21 protein-coding genes and 1 other RNA gene are annotated in these 26,847 nt (G+C 48.2%); 10 read left to right on the top strand and 12 right to left on the bottom strand.

What is annotated here, in order from left to right; genetic code table 11:
* Positions 1–159: 159 nt before the first annotated feature.
* The 3 genes from pgl to pgi all read right to left on the bottom strand — a co-directional run bounded on the left by pgl (position 160) and on the right by pgi (position 4,458).
* On the bottom strand, positions 160–870 hold the full coding sequence (pgl, locus tag L1285_RS16590) for a 6-phosphogluconolactonase (RefSeq protein ID WP_235413275.1): 711 nt from the start codon (positions 868–870) through the stop codon (positions 160–162).
* Positions 870–2,342 (bottom strand): glucose-6-phosphate dehydrogenase, encoded by a 1,473-nt coding sequence (gene zwf, locus L1285_RS16585; protein ID WP_235413274.1) that lies wholly within the window; start codon positions 2,340–2,342, stop codon positions 870–872. The genes pgl and zwf overlap by 1 nt, the downstream gene beginning before the upstream one ends.
* A gap of 475 nt (positions 2,343–2,817) precedes the next feature.
* Positions 2,818–4,458, bottom strand: coding sequence for a glucose-6-phosphate isomerase (pgi, locus tag L1285_RS16580; protein ID WP_235413273.1), 1,641 nt, complete (start codon positions 4,456–4,458; stop codon positions 2,818–2,820).
* Between the two features lie 389 nt (positions 4,459–4,847).
* Between pgi and L1285_RS16575 the strand changes: the two genes are divergently transcribed.
* Positions 4,848–5,885, top strand: a complete 1,038-nt coding sequence (locus L1285_RS16575) for a LacI family DNA-binding transcriptional regulator (RefSeq protein WP_235413272.1) — start codon at positions 4,848–4,850, stop codon at positions 5,883–5,885.
* Positions 5,886–5,921: 36 nt separating this feature from the next.
* On the opposite strand, the gene L1285_RS16570 is transcribed toward L1285_RS16575, so the two are convergent.
* Both L1285_RS16570 and L1285_RS16565 read right to left on the bottom strand, forming a co-directional pair.
* Positions 5,922–8,198 (bottom strand): aminotransferase class V-fold PLP-dependent enzyme, encoded by a 2,277-nt coding sequence (locus tag L1285_RS16570; RefSeq protein WP_235413271.1) that lies wholly within the window; start codon positions 8,196–8,198, stop codon positions 5,922–5,924.
* A gap of 148 nt (positions 8,199–8,346) precedes the next feature.
* On the bottom strand, positions 8,347–9,423 hold the full coding sequence (locus tag L1285_RS16565; RefSeq protein ID WP_235413270.1) for an AI-2E family transporter: 1,077 nt from the start codon (positions 9,421–9,423) through the stop codon (positions 8,347–8,349).
* 374 nt (positions 9,424–9,797) lie between these two features.
* On the opposite strand from L1285_RS16565, the gene L1285_RS16560 reads away from it, so the two are divergent.
* The 5 genes from L1285_RS16560 (at position 9,798) to L1285_RS16540 (ending at position 13,471) form a co-directional block, all read left to right on the top strand.
* Positions 9,798–10,463: a hypothetical protein gene (locus tag L1285_RS16560; protein WP_235413269.1), complete on the top strand. Its 666-nt coding sequence runs from the start codon at positions 9,798–9,800 to the stop codon at positions 10,461–10,463.
* A 1-nt stretch (position 10,464) separates the two neighbouring features.
* Entirely contained in the window at positions 10,465–11,916 is a 1,452-nt protein-coding gene (locus L1285_RS16555) for a M48 family metalloprotease (protein ID WP_046004228.1), read from the top strand.
* A gap of 202 nt (positions 11,917–12,118) precedes the next feature.
* Positions 12,119–12,466, top strand: a complete 348-nt coding sequence (gene arsC / locus L1285_RS16550) for an arsenate reductase (glutaredoxin) (RefSeq protein ID WP_046004229.1) — start codon at positions 12,119–12,121, stop codon at positions 12,464–12,466.
* Positions 12,467–12,470: 4 nt separating this feature from the next.
* On the top strand, positions 12,471–13,022 hold the full coding sequence (gene wrbA / locus L1285_RS16545; RefSeq protein ID WP_125782775.1) for an NAD(P)H:quinone oxidoreductase: 552 nt from the start codon (positions 12,471–12,473) through the stop codon (positions 13,020–13,022).
* Positions 13,019–13,471, top strand: a complete 453-nt coding sequence (locus tag L1285_RS16540) for a DUF2069 domain-containing protein (RefSeq protein ID WP_046004231.1) — start codon at positions 13,019–13,021, stop codon at positions 13,469–13,471. The genes wrbA and L1285_RS16540 overlap by 4 nt, the downstream gene beginning before the upstream one ends.
* Before the next feature lie 49 nt (positions 13,472–13,520).
* Here L1285_RS16540 and L1285_RS16535 read toward each other — a convergent pair whose 3' ends face one another.
* Positions 13,521–13,844 carry an RnfH family protein gene (locus L1285_RS16535; protein WP_235413268.1) on the bottom strand — a complete coding sequence of 108 codons (324 nt, stop codon included), beginning with the start codon at positions 13,842–13,844 and terminating at the stop codon, positions 13,521–13,523.
* Complete coding sequence (locus L1285_RS16530) at positions 13,841–14,278, bottom strand: SRPBCC family protein (RefSeq protein ID WP_046004233.1); 438 nt, start codon at positions 14,276–14,278, stop codon at positions 13,841–13,843. Before L1285_RS16530 ends, L1285_RS16535 begins: the two co-directional genes overlap by 4 nt.
* Positions 14,279–14,407: 129 nt before the next feature.
* Here L1285_RS16530 and smpB point away from each other — a divergent pair, with 129 nt between their 5' ends.
* Positions 14,408–14,887, top strand: coding sequence for an SsrA-binding protein SmpB (gene smpB, locus L1285_RS16525; protein ID WP_046004234.1), 480 nt, complete (start codon positions 14,408–14,410; stop codon positions 14,885–14,887).
* A 67-nt stretch (positions 14,888–14,954) separates the two neighbouring features.
* Here the strand turns inward: smpB and fabB are convergent, their stop codons facing one another.
* Entirely contained in the window at positions 14,955–16,169 is a 1,215-nt protein-coding gene (gene fabB, locus L1285_RS16520) for a beta-ketoacyl-ACP synthase I (RefSeq protein WP_235413267.1), read from the bottom strand.
* A gap of 180 nt (positions 16,170–16,349) precedes the next feature.
* Here fabB and mnmC point away from each other — a divergent pair, with 180 nt between their 5' ends.
* Positions 16,350–18,335 carry a bifunctional tRNA (5-methylaminomethyl-2-thiouridine)(34)-methyltransferase MnmD/FAD-dependent 5-carboxymethylaminomethyl-2-thiouridine(34) oxidoreductase MnmC gene (gene mnmC / locus L1285_RS16515; protein WP_235413266.1) on the top strand — a complete coding sequence of 662 codons (1,986 nt, stop codon included), beginning with the start codon at positions 16,350–16,352 and terminating at the stop codon, positions 18,333–18,335.
* A 44-nt stretch (positions 18,336–18,379) separates the two neighbouring features.
* Here mnmC and L1285_RS16510 read toward each other — a convergent pair whose 3' ends face one another.
* Positions 18,380–19,255: a flagellar protein MotY gene (locus L1285_RS16510; RefSeq protein ID WP_235413265.1), complete on the bottom strand. Its 876-nt coding sequence runs from the start codon at positions 19,253–19,255 to the stop codon at positions 18,380–18,382.
* Positions 19,256–19,523: 268 nt separating this feature from the next.
* Between L1285_RS16510 and rnt the strand changes: the two genes are divergently transcribed.
* Positions 19,524–20,186: a ribonuclease T gene (gene rnt, locus L1285_RS16505; RefSeq protein WP_046004238.1), complete on the top strand. Its 663-nt coding sequence runs from the start codon at positions 19,524–19,526 to the stop codon at positions 20,184–20,186.
* Positions 20,187–20,229: 43 nt separating this feature from the next.
* Here the strand turns inward: rnt and L1285_RS16500 are convergent, their stop codons facing one another.
* Positions 20,230–21,864: a DUF342 domain-containing protein gene (locus L1285_RS16500; RefSeq protein ID WP_235413264.1), complete on the bottom strand. Its 1,635-nt coding sequence runs from the start codon at positions 21,862–21,864 to the stop codon at positions 20,230–20,232.
* Positions 21,865–22,452: 588 nt separating this feature from the next.
* Here L1285_RS16500 and ssrA point away from each other — a divergent pair.
* Positions 22,453–22,809, top strand: a transfer-messenger RNA (tmRNA) gene (gene ssrA, locus L1285_RS16495).
* Between the two features lie 105 nt (positions 22,810–22,914).
* On the opposite strand, the gene L1285_RS16490 is transcribed toward ssrA, so the two are convergent.
* Complete coding sequence (locus L1285_RS16490) at positions 22,915–23,661, bottom strand: M48 family metallopeptidase (protein WP_235413263.1); 747 nt, start codon at positions 23,659–23,661, stop codon at positions 22,915–22,917.
* Positions 23,661–26,822: a type I restriction endonuclease subunit R gene (locus tag L1285_RS16485; RefSeq protein ID WP_235413262.1), complete on the bottom strand. Its 3,162-nt coding sequence runs from the start codon at positions 26,820–26,822 to the stop codon at positions 23,661–23,663. Before L1285_RS16485 ends, L1285_RS16490 begins: the two co-directional genes overlap by 1 nt.
* Positions 26,823–26,847 lie beyond the last annotated feature (25 nt).

Raw genomic sequence — 26,847 nt, 5'->3', positions numbered from 1 at the left:
GAGAAATTTTTAACGCCGTTAGCGTCATATTTGCTCCGTCAAATTGAACAGGTATTAAGTGTAATTGGTATTAAAACACACGCTCAAGTTTCCAAACTCAATCCATTAAAAAAGCACGCCGAAGCGTGCTTTTTGTCTGTTGTAATTCTGTCTGTCTGATTAAGGGCACCAAAACACGCTAAGCGTTAGCTCAGGGTGATTTAACACCGCGCGCAACGGAATGTCGAGCTCAGAGCCTGGTTGCTTGGCTTCTTCGTATACCGCGCGTTTTGCCTCGCCGCTGATCAAGAGTACGGCATGCTTAGTATTAGCAATACCAGCCAGCGTCAAGCTCATGCGCTCTGTAATACTGCCCGTGACTTCACTTTGCTTTGCATTGATGGCACACACCAGCTCAGATGTTTGCAGTGCCTGCTCCAGCCCTTGTGCATGTGGGAACAATGACGCAGTGTGCCCGTCCGGGCCCATGCCAAGGATAGTGATATCAAACGGCGCTTTTAATGCCGCATAGGCGCTTTCACATTCATCCTGACCTGCTTGCGCCGTGGCTGCGGCGTTTTTCATGGTCACGAACTCAGCACCACTTGCTTCGTTTTGTAACAGTGTCGAGTTGATGAAGGCTTCATTAGACTTTTCATGATCGGCGTCAACCCAGCGCTCATCAACCATAGCCACTGTGACCTTATCCCAGGCCAAAGACAGGTTTGACAAGTGTCGGTATGCAGGTGCCGGTGACGAACCACCCGAGACCAGCATAGTCGCACGGCCATCGTTCGCAATCGCATCGCTCAACGTGCTGCTCAAAAGCTCTGCCAACTGTGCGGTCATTGCGTCTTTACTGTCAAAAAACTGTTCGTTCAGCTGTGCCATTATGCTTTCTCTCCCACGTTAAACCAGGCATGATTATTCTCTTCCAGCAGCTCATCAGCGGCCTCAGGGCCCCATGAGCCGGCACGATAAAGCGAAGGGGTGCCTTTTTCTTGCCAGCGCGCGATAATGGGATCAATCCACTGCCAGGCTTCTCTCACCTCATCACGATGAATGAACAACGCCGGATTATTTGCCGCGGCATCCAGCATCAAACGCTTGTAGGCATCTGAATGGAAACCTTTACTGTATTGCTGACTCAGCTCGATGTTCAGCGTCACAGGCTCCAGTTGCATTTCCAGATTATCCAGACGCTTAGACATCAGTGTTAGCTGGATACTTTCTTCCGGCTGCAAACGGATCTCAAGGCGGTTAGGCTGAATTGGGCCCACATCTGGACCATACACATTGTGAGAAACTGGTTTGTATTCGACCACAATTTCCGCACAGCGCTTTTTCATGCGCTTACCCGTTCTCAGATAAAAAGGCACGCCTGCCCAACGCCAGTTATCGATATGTGCACGGATAGCCACAAAGGTTTCTGTGGTGCTGGATCCTTCGCCCAGCTCTTCGAGATAACCCGGGACCAGCTTGCCATTCAGGTCGCCCGGTACGTACTGACCACGCACCACGTTATCGTCAACATCTTCACCAACCAAAGGACGCAAAGCTTCAAGTACTTTGAGCTTTTCAGCACGAATGCTGTTCGCATTCAGCTTTGACGGAGACTCCATCGCCACCAGACATAAAAGCTGCAATAAGTGGTTCTGTACCATGTCGCGCAGGGCGCCGGCTTTATCATAAAACCCGGCTCGGCTCTCAAGACCGACCGTCTCAGAGATACTGATCTGGATATTGTCGATTGATTTGGCATCCCAGAGGTTTTCAAACAAGGCGTTAGCAAAACGCAGTGCCATCAAATTCTGTACGGTTTCTTTACCTAAGTAGTGGTCGATACGGAAGATCTGGTTCTCATCGAAGAACTGGGCAATCTTACCGTTAATTTCTTCTGCCGATTTGCCACAATAGCCAATCGGCTTTTCTACCACCACGCGGGAGTTGTCTGTGATCAGTCCTTTTTGTGACAACAGCTCACAACAGGTACCGTATACCGCAGGCGGCAAAGATAAATAGAATACACGCGATTTTTCTTCGCCGTCAGCATCGAGAATGTCTTTCAGAGCGTCCCAGTTATCATCGGCCTCGGTCACGTTAACGACCACTGGCACTAAAAACTGGGCAAAAGCCTGCCAATCTTTAGCGTTATACTCACCCTCACTAAGGTGAGACTGGAGTGCCTGCTCAGCCGTGGCAAGGTATTGTTCTTTTTGTTCTTCTGCACGGACAGTTGGCAGTACGCGTGAGCCTTCAGGTAAATTACCTTCTTGATACGCACGATACATTGCAGGTAACAACTTTCGTAACGCTAAGTCGCCGCCCCCACCAAAAATTACGATATCAAAAGGATTAAGCATAATTATGTCTCACAAGGTTAGGCGCGTAGCACCAAAGTGCATCACACGCTCGTTAGTTAAAACCGTTTTCCAGTCTGTTCAGACTAGCAAACTCTGCTTTCTTGCTGGATTTGAATTCGTATGCACAGCACATGGAGCCAGTCTGGAACCCATAGTTTAGTGCCGCAGTGAGGTCGGGATGGTAACGGGTAACCCGTTTGAACCATGTATGCAGTTCGTCGTGACGACTACGTCATACATCCCCAATAAGAGTCTGCTCCGTCACTGCTCGTTGGCTGTTAAAGCCAGTTTACCCGCCTGCCACTTATCAGTTGTGACAAGGCCAATAAATTTGAAAAAATGAGCCTTAGGGGCACTGTAATTCCTCTCACAAAAATACAGGCCCTAAGCACTCCAGCGCTACCCGTTCAAAGGTATTCTTTTCTCTTGTGCCCAAGTTAATTCAGGCACACCACAAGCATATTACTTGCGGTTGTTATCTGTTTTGTTTGTAGTACGCAATCAGCCCTGCTGTGGAGCTGTCATGTGGGTGTGTTACCCCATCCTGAGTCAATTCTGCTTCAATGGCGCTTGCCAAGCCTTTACCCAGTTCAACACCCCACTGATCAAATGAGCAAACCTCAAGTATAATGCCCTGACAAAATATTTTATGCTCATACAATGCGATAAGACGCCCAACCGCTTTAGCATCTACTTCATCCAAAATCATGGATGTAGTAGGTCGGTTTCCTTCATGGATCTTATGCGGCAACAGACGTTCAATTTCTGCCTCTGATTTACCTTTTGCACTCAAGTCAGCGCGTACTTGTTGCTCATTTACACCGGCCATCAGGGCTTCTGTTTGAGCAAAAAAGTTAGACAGCAAAATATCATGGTGTTTGGCCACGTCGCGCTGCGGTTTCAGTGACGCAATAAAATCAGCTGGGACGATTACATTCCCCTGATGCAGACACTGATAAAAAGCATGCTGACCATTAATCCCCGTCATGCCCCAGATCAGCGGCACAGTCGTGTAAGGCACTGTTTGCCCGGCAAAGGTCACGTGTTTGCCATTACTTTCCATTTCACCCTGCTGCAAATAAGCAGGCAGCATATGCAATGCCTGATCATAAGGCAAAATAGCCTGCGACTGATAGCCAAGGAAACTGGTGTTCCAGACGCTCAGTAGCGCCATGATCAGCGGAATATTCTGATCAAAAGGCGCATTTTTAAAATGTTCATCAACTTCGAAAGCCCCTTCTAAGATGGCCTCGAACTTGTCATAACCCAAATATAGGGCAATGGGTAAACCAATCGCGCTCCATAGTGAGAAGCGTCCGCCTACCCAATCCCACATAGAGAATACATTTTCGTCGCTAATACCGAAAGCACGAGTTTTCTCAAGGTTGGTGCTCACAGCAACAAAATGCTTAGCAATTTCAGCTTCATTTTGTGCAGCGTTCAGGAACCAGGTAACCGCCGAGCGCGCATTGGTCATGGTTTCAGACGTCGTAAAGGTTTTTGACGAAATCACAAACAAGGTGGTTTCAGGGCAAACTTTATCTAACACCTGAGCCAGCTGAACACCGTCAACATTAGAAACATAATGTACGTTAAGGGTATCATCAGCATAAGCGCTCAGCGCTTCAGTTACCATCTGAGGACCCAGGTTTGATCCGCCAACGCCGATTGCAACCACGTCTTTAACTGCTTTGCCCGTGTAGCCCAACCAGTCGCCACTGCGCACTTTGTGGCTGAACACCTTCATTTTTTCAAGTTCGCTATTCACCTGATCCATGACGTTTTCGCCATCGACATAGATTGATGTGTTACCACGATTGCGCAGTGCAACGTGCAATACGGCACGGTCTTCAGTGATATTGATCTTTTCACCGGCAAACAACTTGTCACGCCACTGGGCCAGATCACATTCTTCAGCTAGCTTAACCAACTGTGTAAAGGTATCTGTATCAATAAGTTGCTTAGAAAAGTCAAACAACAAGCCCGGGATCTGACGAGAGAACTGTTCAAATCTCGTCACATCTTGCTCAAACAATGATTTCAGATGTTGTGTCTTCAGTTGTTCTGATGCTGTTGTTAAAGCCTGCCAACTCGGTAGTTGTGTACGGCAACTCATATAAATTCCCCTAGTGACGATGCGTTTTCAAAACAATAAAAATTGTAATTATCACAAGTGTTAAACGGTGTAATGCGTTAAACATAAGTTAAAATGACAACGCTGTCAAATAGCTAATATTCAATTTTACATTGCGCATAATACCCCAATTTTGACTTTTTGACACCGGTATCATTAATTTATTTGGTAGAATTTTTACTGCTAATTTGAAAGCAAATTGGATAGACTAGAACCTGCAAATGATCATTTTATGAAATCAAGGCATGGACTATACCGAGTGAATACCTGAGCACAAGTCATCAGGAATGCGCAATGATCACGCTAAAAAGTGCGCAGTTAGGCACTTGTACACATTATAGTACCACCTTCTCTCACAGAAGAAAAACAAGATGAAAGTAACCATCAATGATGTAGCAAAACACGCTGGCGTATCGATGAAAACCGTATCGCGCGTTATTAACAAGGAACCATCGGTACGCAAAAAAACCTATGATCAGGTGATGCTGGCCGTCAAAGAGCTCAATTATCAACCCAATACTGCCGCAAGGAACCTGGCGGGGACGTCATCTTTTGCCATCGGTCTGGTCTATGACAACCCCAATGCCTACTACATCATAGACATGCAAAACGGTGTGTTGTCCCGTTGCAAAGAAGAAGGCTATGAGCTAGTGATCCACCCCTGTAATGCGCAGCAAGAAGACATGCAGGCAGAAATTGCCACTATGATCAAACGCTCTCGCCTGGCTGGCCTGGTGCTGACTCCGCCGCTCTCTGAACAGCAACCTATTATAGACATGCTGGACGAACTGGGGGTCAGTTATGTAAGGCTGCTTTCCGGACATAACGAAGATGACGCAGAAAAAGCTAAAAACTGCATTTATGTCGATGACTTTGCCGCCGCATATGAAATCACCGAACATCTGATCACGCTTGGACACAAGCACATTGCCTTCGTTTGTGGTGATGAGGAACACAAATCAACCACCGAGCGTCTGGCGGGCTACAAACAAGCTCTGGCCGACCATCAGATAGCCTTTAATGAAGCGTTCGTCCACAATGGCACCTACTCTTTTGAATCGGGTGTGCAAGGCGCAAAAGCCCTGCTTGAAGATGGCAATCGCAATCAGATCACCGCAATTTTGGGCGGTAACGATGAGGTGGCCGCCGGTGCGTTGTTTGCAGCAAGATTGATGAATATAGAGATCCCGGCACAGTTGTCTATTTCCGGGTTTGAAGACTCTCCGTTCTCTCGTCAGACCTGGCCAAAGCTCACCACCGCCCATCAGGCAAACGATGTGATTTCAGAACACGCCGCACGCCTGTTGTTTTCAAAAACACGTGGCAGCCGCAATCAGGATAAAGACATCATCACCACGTTCACGCCCAGCATGGTGGTAAGGGAAAGTACGGGACCTGCACCACAGTAAGTGGCTTTGTCCCGGTTTGGCCGGGGCAACCATACATTAATTTAATGCCAGCCCGCCCTGCAAATTGGCAACCCGATCAAAACCCAGCAACGCCAGCGTATGCCCTGCCTGCATAGAACGATTACCGGTACGACACACCAGCAGGTAATGTTGCGATGGATCCAGCGCCCCGTTGCGCAGTACGTCCGTCATTCTGCTCAGTGGAATATTAAGCACCCGCCCTGTTGCCAGATTGCCGAACAGATCCGTGATCCCGCGCCGAGACACATCCGACTCATAAGGTTCACGACAATCAATGATCACCCCTTTATGACATGCCAGCCAGTCTTGTGCAGCCGAGCGGTTTAGCGCTTTCACGGCAGGCACCGCAGCATCAATCAGCGCATCGAGGAAACGCTCCCTAAATGCACTGACGTCGCTGTCGATACCGACTTTTTGGTCAACAAATTCAGCGGTCGAACATGCCCCATTTAATAGCCGACCCAGCAACGGACTTATCTGCACCTGAGCATGCCAGTTAATTGCAAAGCACTGCTGATAATCCAGCGCACTACAGATCAAGCTGTTGTCATCCAGCAGTTCATTCAGACGTAACAGAGTCTCGGCCATTGCCGCGGCGCGCGTCATATCCCCCTGGCTGTCTCCCAGGCCTTGCGGCAGCAATAGCTTGCCGGCAAAACAGGCTGACACATCTTCACCTTGCATTAATAAATAGCAGCGGTTTTCAATCTCGCTCTCAATGTCCGGCAACTTTACCAATGTGTCCTGCAATAACCCCTCAGCGCAATCCACAGGCCAGCCAAATGCGTCTAACGCTTCATCATGTTCCAGGTTGTGGGCAAGTAAATGCACCGCATCCTCTGCCGACTGACTCAGGTGGGTTTTAAGCAGGGCCCTGCAAGTCAGTCCCTGCTTATCAAGCAAGCGCTGTAAACGAGGAACCAATTCAGGAACAGGGTCTACAATCACTGCCTGCTTATCCGGTGTAACATACAGCCAGCAACAGGCTCCCTGATGACGCAACTGAGTCAGACCCACAGCACAGGCCTCCTGCTCCGGTGCAGTGCTATCTGACACCACCAGGCAGTTGTTCTCCAGGATAGGTTTCAGGCTTTTAAGTGCGTCACATGCACGGCGGATCTGCGCCTCGCTGTCAGCAGGACCAAATGACAGCCTGATGGCATTTTCGCTTTGCCAGTCGGATGCATTCATCGCATCCAGTACAAAACTGCGACTTGACCCAGAGCTACAGGCAGATCCCCCGCTGACCCGGATACCGGCGGCATCCAGCAGATCAATCACTTCTTTACTGGTGAGGTGATCAACCGAAAAATTCAGGGTAGTGGGCACAGACAGCGCAAAATCATGGTGAAAAGTGACTTGCTTAAACGTCGTTTCCACGGCGTCAGCCAGCATACTGCGATGTTTCTCAAGCTGTGCAACCAGATTGAACGGAGAGTTTTCCTTATCCAGTAACATATCAAACAGTGTACTCAGCGCAGCAATACCGGGAATATTTTCTGTGCCTGAGCGCATTCCCGACTCCTGACCACCACCGGCGATAAAGGGTGTGTAAGGGCTGCCACTGCGAATGTACAAAAACCCGATCCCTTTTGGCGCATAGAGCTTGTGACCAGAAAACGGCGCGTAATCTATCGTGGTTTGTGACAGCTTCAGAGGCAATTTTCCCAAAGCCTGAACACAGTCGACCATCCAGGCAGCTTGGCTGTTTCCTTCGCGGATCACTTGCTCAAGTCTGCCAAGGTCTTGCTTAATGCCGGTTTCATTGTTGGCCGCCATAGTGCATATCATCACCGCCTGCTCAATGTGCTCAGCAATAAAGTCCAGATCCAGTAAGCCTGTCGGGTCAACCGGTATCTCCAGGATCTCGGCATTCAGTCCAAGTAAACGGTTCCAGTGCTTCAGGGTATTCGGCACCGCTTTATGCTCTGTTGCGCCATACATCAGAACCGGATTTGCATATCGATCGCTATGATGCTGAACATAATCACTCAAAGCCGAAACAATGGCCGTTTGGATCCCTTCTGTTGCACCAGAGGTGAAGAGCAGCTCGCCGCTGGTCGCCCCTATCACCTCTCTGCCTTTATTACGCGCCTCTTCCATCAGGTGCTTGGCTTGCACACCAGTAACATGGGCACTCGAGGGGTTGCCGAAACACACCTGCATGGTATGTACCACGACTTTGGCAATCTCGGGTAATACCGGCGTAGTGGCATTGGCATCGAGGTAGATAAGTTGGTCTTGCTCAGACTGGATCACACGGCGCTCCTTTATAACAATATAGAATATCATATTCCATTCTACACAAAAGACCGAGCAAGCATAATAATCATTTGCTGTATAAATGAAGCTCGTTATTCCAAAATGGTACAAGATAACATTCGCGAAGCGACGGGAAGAGCACAGGCGGTGCGGCTGCACCGCCTGTTAAAAGAAGTGTTTATTCCGCCTCAGAGGCTAGATATTCCTGATGTTGTGTAGACCAGGCATTCAGCAGTGCTTTTACCAGCGAGGCCAGAGGAATGGCGAAAAAGACCCCCCAAAACCCCCACAAACCGCCAAAAAATAGCACGGCGACTATGATATATACCGGATTCAGATCAACCGCTTCAGAAAACAATAACGGCACCAGCACATTGCCATCCAGTGCCTGGATCACGCCATATACGGCCAGGACGGTCCAAAACTCCGGCGCTAAACCAAACTGAAATAGCGCCACAGCGGCAACCGGCAAGGTCACCACAGCCGCACCAATAAAGGGAATTAAAACCGAGAAGCCAACCAGCGTGCCAAGCAGCGCCGCATAGCGCAAATCCAGCACAGTGAAAGCAACAAAGCTGGATATGCCCACAATGGTAATTTCAAACACTTTACCGCGAATGTAATTCATGATCTGGTGGTCCATTTCTTCCCAGACCTGATTAATGAGGCGTCTTTCTTTTGGTACCAGCTGCAATAAACCAGCCGTGAGCTGGCTTTTGTCCTTGAGCATAAAAAACACCAGCAGCGGCACCAGCACCAGATAAATCAGCCAGGCCACCACATCTTTAATCGATGTTAGTGACGCAGAGACGACCTGCTGGCCAAATTCAAACAACTTTGTTTCAACCGCACCCACCAGGTTTTGCACCTGCTCTGCAGTGATCAGGTTCGGATAGTTATCGGGTAAGTGCAGTAAGTAATATTTGCCCTCTTCAATCATAGTGGGGGCTTCTTGCACCAGGTTACTGGTCTGCGCCCACAGCACGGGCACAATGCCAAACATCAGTGCCAGCATCACACCAACAAATACCAGCATCACCAAATTGGTTGCCATCTGTCGGCTTGGCACCACCCGCTGTAACCGTGTCACCGGCCAGTCCAGTAAATAAGCGATCACAATGGCCACTAATACAGGAATGATGAAAGTCCCAAAAAAGTACAGCAGCGCAGCCAACGCGAGCAGCATCAGCAACAAGGTCACTGAGTTAGGGTCTGAAAACTTGGCCCGATACCAGGATTTAATGAGTTCAATCATCTAAGCACTCCACTTGGATAAAAAAGGGTTCTGACTGTTGATTATGCTCAAACACGCTGTCTTGATCGTTCAAATAGCGCAATACATCTCGTAAGTCTTGTTCTTCTGTGTAAAAAAACCGTACGGCCTCTGCCTGGGTTTTCGCCTGTTTAAGCTGCCACTTAAACTGGACAAAAAACTGCGGACACTGAAAAGGTCGCAAATCACATTCAATCACTCTGTTTTGGGCCTTCTTAAATTTTACTTTCAACCTGTTACAACTGTGCGCCTGTGCCTCAATACTGTTCGGTTTTGCTCTGTGCGAAAACCGTATAGCCTGAACCCGGGCAATGCGTTATCCTTATAATAGAGATAGTGATTTTTCGGATATTCACATGCCTGGTGCAAACAACAAGGCGCGTTTGCCTGACAACCCAACCTTAAAAGAAATAAACTGGTTTAAAAAACAAATTAACTGGGGTGAGTTGCCACCATTTTATCACCTTGTTGCCTCTTCAGTTAGTGAAGGCGAAGGTATTTTTCAGCACGGCTTTGACCATGCCGTTAAACGTCTGTTAGACAAACGGAACTGGAATCTATCCCTGCTCGGCGGATATGAAGACAGCAACGGCATAATCCACTGTGATAAAGCCCCTGCTTTGTCGCTTCATCAAGTGTTCACAGACCGTGGCTTTGAATTATGGGCCTACCCTATCGCAAAAGGCGTCAAAGTAGACCGTTATCTTAAAGACAATAAATATCTTGAGTTTAACGTCTGGGACCCGCATAGCATGAAGGTACTACTGCGCTTTAATCAGCTGCACAAGTTTATCGCCTTCTATTTTGATCGCGGCGATACCGCAGACAAAGCGTTGATCTTACATGCACATAAAGTGGTACATAAAACCTTGAGTATACTGCAAAGAGAATTGAACGTTATTAAGGTCGATGGGGTCTCAATTAAAGATTTTTATATGTTGTGCGAAAAAGACGCCCGGGCATGCAGCGATGAAGTAGACATTGCTAAGATCATGCTCGGCGACGAATTGAATAAGGATTAGAATGCAGTTAAGAAAGCTGTTTCAGTCATCTGTGTGCGCCCTGGCTCTGAGTATTGCCATGCCCAGCCAGGCCCAGTCGACATTCAAACTGCCAGATTTGGGCACATCTGCGGTACAAGTACTGCCGATAGATAAAGAAAAAGCCATCGGCGAGATCATGATGATGCAGATCCGCTCTGGCTCTAAACTGGTTCAGGACCCGGTACTGGACGAATATTTATCAACCCTGGGCAACAAACTGGTTGCCAACGCCAACGATGTGCGTTTTCCCTTCTCGTTCTTCTGGATTGACAATAAAGACATCAATGCATTTGCCTTTTACGGCGGGCATGTCGGTGTACATACTGGCCTGATGGCCCAGGCCGACAACGAAAGTCAGTTCGCTTCTGTACTGGGCCACGAGATAGCCCACGTGACACAACGTCACCTGGCACGCAGAATTCAACAAGCCAAAGACAACAGCGCGCTCACAATTGCCGGTATGATCACCGGTATTCTGGCCACCGTTATCGCACCCGATGCTGGCATGGCAATTCTGTCGGCAAGCTCCACGCAGTCCGCGCTGAGCCAGCTAACCCATAGCCGCAAGGCCGAGCAAGAAGCCGACCGCTTTGGCATGCAAACACTGTACAATGCCGGGTTCGACCCGCATGCATCAAGCGAGTTTCTGAGTAAACTGGCCGCTCAGGTGCGCTTTAAGAATAAAGCCCCGGTGTTTTTAATGTCGCACCCGTTGCCCGATTCTCGGGTCTCGGACGTCCGCTTACGCGCGCAGCAATACGAACAACGCTATGTGCCTAAAAGCCACCAGTTTCAGCTCGCAAAAAGCCGCGTAATCGCCAGATACCAGCTCGAAGGCGAGTCTGCACAGGCCTACTTTGAGCAAGCGCTGAAACACTCGTCAGATTTGGACAAAAGTGCACTGGAATATGGCCTGGCCATTACCTATCTGGATCAGAAAAAGCTGGACCAGGCTCAGACCGTTATGGATAAGCTGCTCAGTGCTGAGCCAAACAACCTGTTCTACCTGGACGTGTACACAGACTTACTGCTGGCGAAAAAAGACTATAACGGGATCACCAAGTTGCTGGGCGAAAAACACCAGTTGCGGCCAAACAACCAGGTGATCACCCTTAACTATGCCAACGTCGCCTTAAAGAGCGAGCAATATGAATTGGCAGAACAACTACTTAAAGTCTTTTTACTCGAGAAACCCGACCATGTGTTGGCCCGACAACTGCTTACCGACACCTATAAAAAAATGGATGCCAAAGCCAGTTATCATGAAAGTCAGGCCAGCTTGCTCAGCCATTACGGTGCCTTTATGCGCGCTGCTGACGAAATTCAAAAGGCCCTGAATCATGTGGAAAAGGATGAAACCGTACGTCGCCTGCGCTTAAAAGCATTACTCTCACAGTATCGTGATATGCAAAAAGAGCTTGCGAAACTTTAAATCGAACGCAGTACTGCCCGGGGTACTATCAACTTAGTAAGCCCGGCGCAGTGCTTTTTGCGGTCTCAAACACGCCTGATTAACGGCCTAGCTTGATACCGCATTGACTGACTCACCTAATCGAAAAACATAGGCACGACAGGCAGGATACGGTACAATTTACGCTGAATCACATAAGTATTATTACCGTAAAGGATCTTGTATGTCAGTTACGATTTACCACAACCCGCGCTGCTCAAAATCTCGTGAAACCCTGGCTTTGCTGGAATCACGCGACGTTCAACCTGAAATCGTCGAGTACCTCAAAACCCCTATCGACGAAGCAACTCTGAGTACCCTGTTACAAAAGCTTGGCTTTACCTCTGCACACCAGTTGGTACGCAGCAAAGAAACGATTTACAAAGAGCTGGGCCTGAGCAAAGACAGCGACGAAGCACGTATTCGTCAGGCTATGCTGGAAAACCCTAAGCTGATTGAAAGACCCATAGTGGTGAAAGGCGAACAAGCCGCCATTGGCCGCCCACCTGAATCGGTATTGGATATTCTGTAACGCCATGCCTGAGATCTTAGTTTTATATCATTCGAGCCATGGCTCTGTTGCAGCGATGGCACATGAAATTGCAGAAACCCTGGCGTTTCATGGCGCACAGGTCAGGCTGCGCACTTTTGTTGCCAAAGAGGCCCATGACATAGTGGTGTCAAAGCAAGATCTCATTGACTGCGACGCGCTGGCATTTGGTACGCCCACACGCTTTGGCATGATGGCGTCGCAGGCAAAAACCTTCTGGGAAACCACCAGTGATATCTGGCTCAAAGGCCAGCTTATCGACAAACCGGCGTGTGTGTTTTCTTCTTCCAGCAGTATGCATGGCGGTAATGAAGCCACTTTACTTAACCTGTCGTTGCCTTTGCTGCACCACGGCATGCTGTTGATGGGGGTACCCTATGATGTGCCTGAGCTGCTGTCTACCACCAGTGGTGGCACGCCGTATGGCGCAACCCATGTGGCCGGCATGGACAACAGCAGCGAACTGACAGACACAGAGCTGAAAATCTGCCGGGCACTGGCAAAACGACTGTTTACCATTAGCAATAAGTTATCATGAGCAAGATCCCCAAAAAACCCGTGACAAAACGCTTTCAGGCCTCAGCCCTTATTGGCTATGTGGGCCTGTTAATTCTCATGCCCTTGTGGTTGTTTGTGTTGGCACCGCGTGAAGGCTACAGTACCGGCTTTGTATTTGCCGTCTACATTTTACCTTTGCTGTTACCCCTCAAAGGCATTATTCAGGACAAACCTTATACCTATGCCTGGGCCAACTTCATTGTGTTGATCTACTTTACACACAGTCTCACCCTGCTGTGGGTGTCTCCCGAAGAAATGCCGTTAATTTTACTCGAGTTGTTTTTTGCCACCTGTATGTTTATTGGCTGTACGTATTACGCCAGACACAGAGGCCAGGAGCTTGGGCTGAAGATCCGTAAGCTAAAACAAGACCTGGCGGATGAAAAGGCAGCTTACGAGCAAGGTGAACAGAAGGACGAAGACAAATAAATCACTCAGGCCACAGCGCATTAATCTGTGGCCCGATGTTTTATAAGCATTAGTTCGACAGCGGGCGGCCACCGGTTATTTTATTGGCACGCCCTTCCTCTTTGGCTTTTTCAGCCCGGCGACGACGCGCTTCTTTAGGATCGGCTATCAGCGGGCGGTACACTTCCACCCTGTCCCCGGCACGTACCACGTGATTCAATTTAACGGTTCTGTTCCAAACACCCAGGCTCAGATTGGTCGGGTCTATTTCAGGGCAACGCTCTAAAATACCACTTTGCAGCACAACCTGCTCTACCGAGGTGCCTTCAGCCACATCAACACTCATCGTTGTGGCCTTTTCGGGCAAGGCAAATACCACTTCAACCTGGATCATGAGCGCACTCCGTATACAATTTTAGCTCGCTGTGTAAAGGCCGATACCATGTTCTTCGCCACTTCATTGAAAATACGACCAAACGCCAGCTCAATCAACTTGTTGGCAAATTCAAACTCAAGCTTCAGGCACACCTTACAGGCCTGCTCATCCAGCTCAATAAACTCCCAATAGCCGTGCAAAGACTTAAAAGGACCATCTACCAGCTGCATTCTGACTCGGTTCCCTTCATACTGATTCTTAGTCGTAAACCATTTGGTCAGGCCGGCCTTAGAGATTTCAAGGCTGGCAGTCATGCCCTGATCCGAAGTATCAATCACCCGCGCCCCGGAACAATGAGGCAAAAAAGCGGGATAAGCGTCAACATCATTGACCAAGTTAAACATCTCTTGTGTGCTGTACATCACTAACGCACTTTTTTCTACTTGTGGCATACGCTCTCCAAACTCTAACAAAGCGATTTTACCAAGGTTTTCAAGATTTATCTTGTTTGTGACAGTCGACTGGGAGAAAATAACCACAATTTTTGATCCGCGCCGATATACAAGGTAGACTACGCCATTATGGCAAAGAAAAAACCAAACAAATCAAATAGCAATACCATAGCGCTGAATAAAAAGGCGCGTCATGAGTATTTTTTACACGACAAGTTCGAAGCCGGTATTGAACTCCAGGGCTGGGAAGTAAAAAGCATCCGAGCTGGTAAGGTCAATATCACCGATACTTATATTCACCTCAAAGACGGCGAAGCCTTTTTGCTTGCCAGTCAAATTCAACCGTTAAACAGCGCCTCAACGCACGTTATTTGCGATCCTATGCGTTATCGTAAGTTGCTGCTTAAAAAACGTGAAATTGACCGCCTGATCGGTGCCACCGAACGTGATGGCTTTTCACTGGTCGCCACCGCCATGTACTGGAAAAAGTGCTGGGTAAAACTTGAGTTCCATCTGGCTAAAGGTAAGAAGATGCACGATAAGCGCGCCGACATCAAAGACAGAGACTGGTCGCGTGACAAAGAGCGTCTGATGAAGCACAAAGCTTAACGGCTGTCAGACACCCATAAAAAAACCGCCTTCAGGCGGTTTTTTTATGGGTTAATGGCAATCGCCATTAACCTTTATACTTTTGCATCACCAAAGTCGCGTTGGTGCCGCCAAAGCCAAAGCTGTTCGACATCACAGTGCTGAGCTCGCGCTCGCGCATTTCAGTCACAATATCCAGACCTTGTGCCTGCTCATCCAGCTCATCGATATTGATAGACGGTGCAATGAAGTTATTTTCCAGCATCAGCACTGAGTAAATCGCTTCGTGCACGCCTGCAGCGCCCAGTGCGTGACCTGTCATCGCTTTAGTAGCACTGATCGCCGGAGAGTTATCACCAAACAACTCCTGGATAGCGCCCAGCTCCTTCACATCACCAACTGGCGTCGACGTACCGTGCGTGTTCAGATAGTCGATTGGACCTTCAATATCCTGCATAGCCTGCTTCATACATCTCACAGCGCCTTCACCAGACGGTGCAACCATGTCATAGCCGTCAGACGTTGCGCCGTAGCCAACGATTTCCGCATAGATGTGTGCGCCACGTGCCAGTGCGTGTTCAAGCTCTTCAACGACCACGATACCGCCACCACCAGAGATAACAAAGCCATCACGGCTTGCATCGTAAGTACGTGATGCCTTTTCTGGTGCTTCATTGTATTTAGTAGACAATGCACCCATCGCATCGAATTCCATAGCCAGGGTCCAGTGCAGCTCTTCACCACCACCGGCAAAGATCACGTCTTGTTTGCCCAACTGAATTTGCTCTACCGCATTACCAATACAGTGCGCTGACGTTGCACAGGCAGAGCTGATTGAATAGTTTACACCTTTGATTTTAAACGGTGTTGCAAGACAGGCTGAGGCAGTACTTGCCATGGTACGTGGTACCATATAAGGACCTACACGCTTAACGCCTTTCTCACGCAGAATGTCGGCAGCTTCAACCTGATGCTTAGACGAACCACCGCCAGAGCCAACGATAAGACCCGTGCGTTCATTAGACACCTGCTCAGGTGTCAGACCTGAGTCTTCAACCGCTTGCGCCATTGAAATATAAGAAAATGCAGCTGCATCTCCCATAAAGCGATGTGCTTTACGGTCAACCAGAGACTTCACGTCAATATCCAGCTTGCCCGATACCTGGCTGCGCAGATTCATATCTGCGAACTCTTGGTTAAAAGCGATACCACTTTTACCCGCTTTCAAAGATTCTAGTACTTCTTGCTTGTTGTTACCGATGCTTGACACTACACCGATACCCGTAATAACGGCTCTTCTCATGGGTAATTCCCTTAGGACTTTTTAAATTTACGCGTATTCTACGCTGAAACCAGGCACCAAGTGGTCAGCTTTCCAGCGTACACACGTACTCTGAACTGATATTTGTTAAAATGCAACGGACGAACGCAAATAAAATCCGTAAAATAGGCATCAATTTAGTAGCGAACTTTTAGACACATTATGATACGCAACGCCCAGATACACTTTAACGACGCAGGCACGCCGGTCGCAGACAGCTTTGACGATGTCTACTTTTCCAACGATGACGGCCAGGCAGAGTCAGACTATGTTTTTTATTCACAAAATAGGCTCAATACCCGGTTACTCAATCATGACCGGGACCACTTTGTGGTTGCCGAGACCGGATTTGGCACCGGCCTGAATTTTCTTAATACCTGGGCTCAGTTTCAGCGTTTGAAATCACAACACAACGTTCAACGTCTTTACTTTATTTCATTTGAAAAATACCCGATCAAGATTGAAGATTTACGACAGGCCCTAAAAGCATGGCCAGATTTATCGATTCAGGCACAACAATTGTGCGCACAATACCCGGATGCCGTTGAAGGCTGTCATCGTCTGGAATTTGATGAGGGTGAAGTGATCCTGGATCTGTGGTTTGGTGATGTTCATGCGTCCTTGCCCAAACTTTCTTATACGCCAGATGGCCTGGTAGATGCCTGGTATCTGGATGGCTTTGCTCCCAGCAAAAATCCGGATATGTGGCAACAATCTCTGTTTGATGCCATGGCAGCGCTGAGTCGGGCCAATGCGACCTTCGCGACCTTTACTGCTGCGGGCTTTGTCCGTCGGGGCTTGCAACAGGCCGGCTTTGACTGTCAAAAAGTCAAAGGCTACGGCCGTAAGCGGGAAATGGTGATCGGTCAGTTTAATGAAGCGAATCCGCAAGCAACCAACCCGGAGTACTATCGTCACCCTGCTCGTAAGCTTGAGCGCGTCGCCATCATAGGTGGTGGGATTGGCTCGGCCTGTTTAAGCTATCAGCTTGCCAAACGCAACATCAGCACCACCTTGTTTTGTAAGGATGACACCCTCGCCGGTGGTGCATCGCACAATCGCCAGGGTGCCGTTTATCCTAACTTGCAGGCCGAGTACAGCACCACCAGTGAGCTGTATGCTTTGAGCTTTTTATACGCACGGCGCTTTTATCAGCAAATTGAAGCGGCGGGCTTTAACTTTGAGCATGACTGGTGCGGCGTGCTGCTGCAAAGCGTGACCGATGGCAAAAAGACACAACACCAGAAAATAGCCAACAGTGATTTATTTCCAGAATCATTAATACGCTATGTCTCGATAGCAGAGGCACAAAAGCTGGCCAACATAGACACCCCATTCGATGGTTTGTTTATCGAACAGGCCGGCTGGGTGAGCCCGCCGCAACTGACCGAGGCGGTGTATAACGCAGCACAAGCGAAATGCCCTGGCCAGCAACATTTTAACGCGGATGTCAGCGAACTCGACAAGCGCGAGGATGGCTGGTACTTACATGTAAATAAGCAATGGCAGGGTCCGTTTTCCGACGTCTTTGTTTGCGCAGGCGAACACAGCGATGGGTATACTCAGACTCAGCACGTAGGGCTACACGGCGTGCGCGGTCAGGTTTCTCATATCCAGGCCGGCGAAGCCTCCTTGGGGCTCACGACGGTGTTGTGCCACAAAGGATACTTTACGCCCAGCACACAGGGCGAACACTGTATGGGCGCGACTTTTGAGAAATACAGTAAGGGACGTGAAGTTACCGAGCAGGATAATGCCACCAACCGTGCTCAGTTACAGGGCTTTTATGGTGATACGCAGTTTGATCAGAGCCTGGGGGAGATCACAGGGGCCAAAGCGGCGGTACGTTGCTGCTTTAACGATCACTTCCCCATGATAGGTCAGGTGCCAGATCCAAACAGTCTGTGCGACGCTTTTGCGAATCTGCGCCGAGGTAAACATCATGATTTTGAACCATTAACGCAACCCCATGAAGGTCTGCATGTTGTGACCGGGTTTGGCGCTCGCGGATTATGCAGCGCACCTTTGGTAACAGAGCACCTGGTGGCTGCGCTGTGTGACGAACCCCGCCCGTTCAGTGAGCGGCTGAATCAGGCGCTACACCCTGCCCGCTTTGTGGTCCGGGATTTAATCAGGAATAAAATTTAACGCGGTTCTGAATTAGCTGCAGGCTCCCAAAACGGGAGCCTTTTTTATGGTTTGGAAATTTGAATCACAACGCGGCGGTTTTTATCACGCCCGATCGGCGTGTCGTTTGGTGCAACATGGCGCTTTTCACCAAATCCGTCAGTAACTATCTTATCTTCCGGTATGCCCTTTGACGCCATATAGGTTTTAATGGCTTCAGCCCGCTTTTTCGACATCGCCATATTCACCGAACGGCCGCCGTAGCTGTCTGTGTAAGCCGAAATATAAATCGACTCAATCTCAGGGTCGTTATTAAGGTATTCCCCAATCATATCCAAACGCTTGCGCGACGACTTGGTAAGCTCACTGCTGTTAAACTTGTAGTTCATCACGGTAAAGGCAATGTCTTCGAAGCTGTAAGGCAGCAGATTATCGCGGCACTGCAAGAACTCCCAATAGGCATTTTTGAAATTCACCGAAGACAGTGCCACTGAGATTTGGTCGTGCTGGTTTTGCCAGTCCTGATAATAAAAAGTGGGATAATACCCCTTTTCAAGCTCAGTCAACATTTCCCAGCTGATGTCGTTGGTCAGTTCACCATCAAATTTCTTCAATAGCTTCATCTGGCCCATCACCCGTGCTGGCAACCCGGCTCGCCACGCAGGCGGCACCGATTCCAGCCCGGCAAAATCGTAACTATCGGGTCTGACTACCATGTCCAGATTAAACGTGAGATCTTTGTTTTTACTTGCCGTTGCCGAGAAAATGGCTTCACCGTAATACGGCACTTCATGTGATAAAGCGCACGACAACCGAGTGGTTCTGTCGACAAACCACTGAGAGCTGTCTGCTGTGGCAGAGTATTGCCGCATTGCGCCATGCGCCTGAAGCGTTAGCATACTCAGGGTCGTCGCAATAATCAGGTTGGCTTTAAACTTCACACTCTTACTCCGCTTTAAACAAAAATACCGAACCGGGCGCACTGACAGCGTGGCCAATGCCTTGGTCAGTAAACACCTCACCGGTTTATATCGCAATAGTTACAAGCAATAATCATGCCTTTAAAACCTGGCTTTCGTGGCAAAGTTCTGACGCGCACAGCCTTTACGGTGTTTACCTTGCTTTACGTGCAGGAAACACGCCACTAAATTCGCATCTTTAGCTCTGATCAGTATAATAGGCCGCTCATTTTAGTAAACCAAGCAGATTATGGCAGAACAAGAGCAAACCCTATTCGCTAAGCGCTTTCGCGGCTTCTTTCCCGTCGTCATTGACGTTGAAACCGCAGGCTTTAATAAAGACACCGACGCATTGCTGGAAATTGCCGTCAGCATGCTCAAGATGGACGAACAGGGCCTGCTCAGCCTCGACCACACGGTACACTTTCATGTTGCCCCGTTTGAAGGCGCCAATATCGAGCAGTCGGCGATTGACTTTAACGGCATTGACCCTTTCAGTGCGCTGCGTGGCGCGGTCGCGGAAGAAGAAGCCATTAAAGAGATCTGTAAAGCCGTGCGCAAAGCACAAAAGGCCGCCGGGTGTCAGCGCTCGGTGGTGGTGGCCCACAATGCCGCATTTGACCACGGGTTTTTAAATGCAGCCATTGAGCGCTGCAAAATCAAACGTACGCCGTTTCATCCGTTTGTGAGTTTTGATACTACCTCGCTGGCCGGACTGGCACTGGGGCAGACCGTTTTGGCCAAAGCGTGTCGCACGGCGGGCATTGAGTTTGATAACAGTCAGGCGCACTCAGCGCTGTACGATACAGAGCGCACCGCGGAGCTGTTTTGTCATATAGTTAATAAATGGCAGGCTTTGGGTGGCTGGCCTTTACCGGAAGGTGACGAGCCAAGCGACGACGAAACCGCATAGGCACTGTAAACGCGCGATACCCACCAGAGGTATCGCGACACCCTTATCCGGTCGCGAACTCCTGCGTGATCTTCCCTTCATCCAGCAATACAGAATGCGGCGGATAGATCCGAGAGAAAGACTTACTGTCGCGGGCAATCGTCAACTCAATCCCCGGATGCATGAGTTCGTTAATCTTGATCCGACTCATTTTCAACAACCTTGCCAGCTTATGCTGCACCAGATTCATGTTGCGCTGATTACGCGCGTAATGCTTGCTGAGTTGCTTTTCATTCTGAGCCAGTTTAGTGAGGTAGGCATCGCGCTTGGTAGAAGCCGGCGCTTTTTGTGCCTTGATCTGTGCTCGTTTCAGAGCGAGGGTTTTATCGGCAAGGCGTTTTTCAAGATCTTTAAATTCTTGTTGTTTTTGTTTTAGCATGTGCCAGTCCTGGGCCAGCGCAATGCGCGTTCGAGTACCCGAAGGGGCGCCCACTTCACCGGCTTCAATGCGCATTGCATCGTACACGGTACCGCCTATCAGTTTGCCTCTGGGCGTATCGCCTTTGCCGACCCGGATCATGCGTTTAGCCCTGAGGTCGCAATGCAATACCTGGCGCTCTATCAATAAGTCCTGCTCAGATTCAATATGACAATACTGCGCATAGCCAATGGAAACGGTACGCTTTGCTTTTATGCAACAGCTGAAGTCTTCACCTTCTTCGCGCTTACGACCAATCACACCCAGCATTACGGTCACCGCGCCATTGCTTTCAAGGTGCGCTGATTCAACAAAGCCAATTACCGTAATATCGCCAGAGGCTTTGATCTTCATGCCGTCTTTTACATCGCCGCTGACAATTACACTGCCATCGAACTCGATATGGCCAGTGGTGGCATCCACCTGGTCATAACACAATACATCGTCAACCCGGATCCCGCGCGGGATAGCCACGGGCACGCCCTTGGAATCGGCGATTAACAAATTAGGGTCGTCAGGAGAAATTTTGGTGCCTTCCGGTACTTCCAGCGCAAAGTCTTTACCCTGTTTGGGCTCAAGCACATCACCGAATACTGAATACCCTTGTTCACCGGGCGTTGGTGGCACACGCTTCATCAGCGGACTGCCGGGACTGACTGTGATAATGGCACCAAGGTCTCGCATATCGACCTTGCCACCGTCTTTTTGTTGCGGGCTCAGCACTCTGTCCTGCGCTGTCATACACAAACGGACAAATCTGGCATCAGTGCCATCTTTAGGTCGCTGACCGTGGGCAACAATGCCGCTGTAAACACTGCCGGGAGACTGCTCAAACTGCTGGCCAAGGAAAGTATCCAGCGCTTGTTTACTGATCCCCCGCTTTACACCGGCTGCTTTAAGCGCTTCACGGGCCTGGTCCATAGTGACCATTTTACCACCTCGTGCTGTGGTCAGTCGTGCCTCTGCCATCATATTGTTGTCGTCCACCCGGACAGACAATTCAGCATCAACCGCCTTGGCAACTATTAAAGAATCCTTTTCTCTATCATCCGACGGCGAAAACAACTGCCCGATATTGGCATGTATGATATCAAAGTCGGCATAAGGAGAGCTTTCCAGCGCCTCAACAAGCTGCGCGGAACTGGCCGGAAATCCGGTATTTGCAGGGTGCTCGTTAATTGAAACATACCCCGACTCCTCATCAAAATGAAACAAAGACATCACTTACTTCCCGAAAATTATGCATGATGTTATTAAAATTATTATGCACTACCAGGTCTATACATAGGACAAGCGCCGCTGTGTAGCCTCTTCATACTGTATTGCATCCCTGCTGACAATCTGTGTAGAGCCTATACAGAAAACAGCCTGTTATGTCATCGCCATAAAAGCACGCATACTTTTAAGTGCGCTGACAGCAAGTCCCATCATTTTACAGTTGTACCTATTTATTCAAGTTACTTTTGGCAAACAACAAAAATAATTTGGAAAAAATACAACCAAAGTGCTATATTTCCCATAATCTAAGATGCAGCCAAAATTCAAACCCAGCTAAAACAGGTACGAACCAGTCAAACTGACCAACAACAGTGCGTTAAAACAACCATTGCCTTGCCTTATTTGAGCACAACCTTGTCTAATTGTTAAGTCCAACCAGCCGCCCAGTTACACAAAATATAAACGATTGTAAATGAGACTTGAGTATAAAACCGCCAAGTAGCTATTATCATTGTACTTATCGGCAAACTTCGCTTGAGCTTTAGGGATTTTATTGGGTATAATCGCAATTACTGACTGAAAGAGATTTCAGGGGCTGATTAGGATTCGACAGGATTCATGAAGCCTGAGGTGCATGTCGAGGGGCGGTTGGCCTCGTAAAAAAGCCGCATTTAAAGTAATCGCAAACGACGATAACTACGCTCTAGCGGCATAATAGCCCGCTAGCACTCCTCCATGAAATGCTTGTGGTTCTGGTTCTGGAGTGTCACCCTACACAAGATCGCTACGGAAACCCTGGCCGGGGTTGAAGGGCTAAAACTAAGCGGCCTCGCCTTTACTTATCGTGTTCGTCCGAGACTTAAAGGTTAACCAAAAGACGATACTAAACATGTAGGACCGAAGGTCGACGCTTTCTGGACGGGGGTTCAAATCCCCCCAGCTCCACCACTTTAAAGTGTTATAAAACAGCCAGTTAGAGAGGCAATCTTTAACTGGCTTTTTTGTACCTGGTGGAAAGTGTCCAGTTGTTGTCCAGTTTTGTTTAATTCCCTGTCAATAGCTCCAATCTTCATAAGCTAAAGGTAAGCTGTTTAGCAAATCTCTGCGCTCACGCCAGTTAGGCATATGCTTGTCCATGAGTGCGCGGAATCTCTCATTATGGTGGCGTTCCAGCAAGTGAACTAGCTCATGGGCTAATATGAACTCCAGACATTCAGGCGGTTTCTTGGCAAGTTCGAGGTTTAGCCAAATACGTTTAGCCTGAATGTTGCAGCTTCCCCATTTAGTCTTCATCTTTTTAATGTTAAGAGAGTCGGCGCTTACACCCAGCTTTTTCTCCCATTGCGGTAACAGCTTTTCAAGTGTTCGCTGCATTTCATCCCGGTAAAAACGGTTCAGTAATTTTAGCTTATTATCGATGGAGGTAGTTTGTGAAGCCGCAAGCTCTAACCTGCAGTTTCCCTTTGCAGTCACACTGTATCTCCCTTTTGCCTCAGTAAGCTTCAGGCGGTATTTTCTACCCCATAAATAGTGGCATTCTCCGTTCACCATTTCGCGTATTGACTGGCGCGCTTGCCCAGCAAAATCAGCTTGTTGTTTTTTGATCCACGCAAGCTTATTGACAATCGCGAGCCTGATTTTTTGCTCGCTGGTCTCAATTGGAATAGACAAGCGTACTCTGCCATTTGGCGGAAGTACGCTTAAGTGAATATTTTTAATCGCTTTGCGATTTAGCTCAACCTCTATGCCACCAATACAAATGACTTCAAAACCTGGGTTGTTACTTTTGCTATGATGCACTAATGGTATTCCTTTTGAGCCTTAATCAGCTCCATTACATCAACTATATCCAGGTTATATTCTGCTGTTTCTTGCCTAACTGAATTGGCTATTTCACGCTCTTTGAACCTGTCACCGAGCCAATCCGCCTTCTTGGTGTAACGCACCGCAGAATCAATTTTAGTTGTGAGTACTTCATCGTTACCGAAGTTGTCATAAATCGCTTGTTTGGCTGGGGTATTGATCGTCTCCGGGTAGCTTTGCAAGGTGTTTTCAGTAGGGTTAACAACCTTTTTTGCCAGCGCTTTAATTTTCTCCAGGTATTCCTGGTAGCTTATCGCTTGCGCTCTTCGTTGCTTAATAATTTCATCCAGCAAAGTTGCCATGGTGTCAAAGTATTTGGGGTTTACCGGGTTTTCATCAACGATGGTTTTTCTTACGTTATTCTCAATGGCCTCTGCCATTGCATCTTCATTCTCACGTAAGCTTTCAGGTAAGGAGTCCAGCCCTTCACCATTGTTGTTTACTACTAGGTCGATTAAGCTCAGCTCCTCAAAATCCATCAGTAATTCACTGTCATCCGCACGAATGTACATATCCAATAGGTGTCGCATGGCTGGCTCAAACCGTTTCATTTCGAGTAAGTCACCACTTGCCAACTTTACTTCGTCACGCACCTTTTCAAAATACGCGACTTCTTTCTTAATATTTTCGGCTTGTTCAACTGTATAACCCGCCTGCGCCATTTCATTGGCAAGGTTGGTATAGGCGCGAATGAGCTTGGCAACCGATTGATATAGCGTTAGGCGCAACGCTTCTTTTTCGCTGCGCTCATTTTCATCTTTTGGTTCAACACCAGACTCACCACAAAAATAATGAATAAAGTCTTTTGTATCTCTTGGCGCTTTTACCGGTTCACATAACGCTCGCACGGCTTCCAGTGCATTATCCAAATCAGCACGAGATTCTTCTAAGCGATCTTTTAAAAGCCCTTTTACATCATCGGCGTCATATCCATCAAACGCCTCTGCGGTGTAGTCTTTAATTGCTTTATCCAGTGAGCGGAATAAATCTTTGTAGTCGATGATGTAACCGTAGTCTTTGTCTTCGCCATCTAAACGGTTTACTCGACAAATTGCTTGAAATAGGTTGTGATCAGCCATCTTTTTGTCGATATAAAGGTAAGTCGCCGAAGGGGCGTCAAAACCGGTTAGCAGCTTATCTACCACGATTAAAAGGCGCATTTGGCCGGGCTCTTCAATAAAGCGCTTTTTAACCGCTTTTTCAAACTCTTCTACCCGTTTTGCGGCTTCGTCTTCACTTTGCTCAAAATAGTCTGCCAGCATCTTACGGTAGGTGTCGTATTTAAATAGTTTTTCAGTTAACCCTTCACCCGACTCTTCCCTTTTGATTGAGCTTGCAGCAGGGTGATAGCTGGTCACAACCGCACATTTACCGGCCAAGTCAGTTTTACTGAATAAATCATAAACCACACAGGCCTGATGAACGCTGGCACAGACCAGCATCGCATTTCCTCGATTAGCCATCAGCGCCGGTTTGATTTCCATATCCATTAAAATATCGCTTACGATTTTCTCTAAGCGAGATTTACTGGAGAGCACTTTTTGCATCGTGCCCCACTTTTGTTTGAGCTGCATTTTCGCAAGATTGGAAAGCCCCTTGGTTTTAGCGTCAAACCATTGATCGACTTTTTTCTCCGACGTTAAGTGCTGATCAATATCTCGTGCTTCATAACGCAGATCTAGCACCACACCGTCACTAACCGCTTCATCAAACTTGTAGGTATGAATATATGGGCCAAAGACTTCAAGCGACTTTTTCTTGTCCTTCTTCATCAGTGGCGTACCCGTAAAGCCGATAAACATGGCTTCGGGCAAAATCGTTTTCATGGCCTCGTGCAACTTGCCAGACTGAGTACGGTGGCACTCATCAACAAATACATACAAATTACCTTTTGCTGCAAAGTCACTCGGCAGGTTGTTAGTCAAGGCTTCCAGGTAGTCTTTTGTTGCTTGCGTGTCGGCTTCTTCGCTTTCTTTTTCGCTCAGCGCTTCGCCCTGTCGGCCAAATTTGTGTACCAAAGAGCAGAATAACCAGGGATTCGGCTGATTAAGTGTCGCCACTAAATCCTGCCCGCTCTTAGTGCGATAAATGTCTTCATCCACCCCGGAGAATACTTTTTCGATCTGCTCGTCTAACTCGGTTCTGTCGGTCACAATCAGCACCCGCGAGTCTGTCACATTTTCGCGGATCCACTTGGCCAACCAAACCATCGTCAAGCTTTTGCCGGAGCCTTGCGTATGCCAGATAATGCCATCTTCATGCTTATCAACACGCTTTTGCGCGGCTTGCACACCAAAGAATTGATTGTGACGGCAGGTTTTTTTCACACCGGCATCAAAAACAATAAAGTCATGAATAAGTTGCACAAATCGCTTTTTATCGCACAATTGCGCGATATGCGTATCGAGTAAGTTTTCTGTTGCTATGTCGCTTGCCGGCAGTGGTGTTGGGTTCTCTTTTCCACTGTACTCTTTCCATTCAAGGTAGTACTTTTCAGACGTTTCAATGGTGCCGTAGCGTATGCCCTGGGTGTCGTTCCCTGCCATCACAAGCTGCATGGTGGTAAAAAAATTGCGGATAAAGGCTTTCTTCTGATTATCTAAATTTTGCCGAATCCCTTCACTGACTGATACTGAGGATCGTTTTAATTCAATCACGCCCAGTGCGATACCATTTACGTAAATCACAATATCGGGGCGCTTTTTCAATTCTCCCTTTACGGTAACTTCTTCAGCAATCGCAAAATGATTCGCCTCTGGGTTTTCCCAGTCAATTAGCCATACAGTTTGGTTTTGCTCACCTGCCCCTTCTTTTTCTTTAACGCCATAACGCAAAAAGCGATAAACCTCTTTGTTGGCATCAAAGAGTTTTTTACCCTCCCCAAGGGCAGCGGCCTTGTCAAGTTGTCGCAATGTACGAGTGATCAGCGCATCAGAAATACCGCGACTTTCAAGCCACTTTATCAGCAGGTCTTTTTCTATGTTGCTGTTCCCTTCACGGTATTCCCAATTGCCTAAGTAGTCGTATTTAAGCTGTTCGTTAAAAAACTTCACCACGCGGTTTTGAGTTTTCCGCTCTAATTGACCAACATTACTCATATCTATCCTTGCTACTTAACCAAAC

The sequence above is a fragment of the Pseudoalteromonas sp. DL2-H2.2 genome (assembly GCF_021532535.1).
Classification (GTDB): Bacteria; Pseudomonadota; Gammaproteobacteria; order Enterobacterales; family Alteromonadaceae; genus Pseudoalteromonas; species Pseudoalteromonas rubra_A.
Note: the sequence above shows the minus strand (reverse complement) of the source record. Positions and strands in the feature narration are given on the sequence as shown.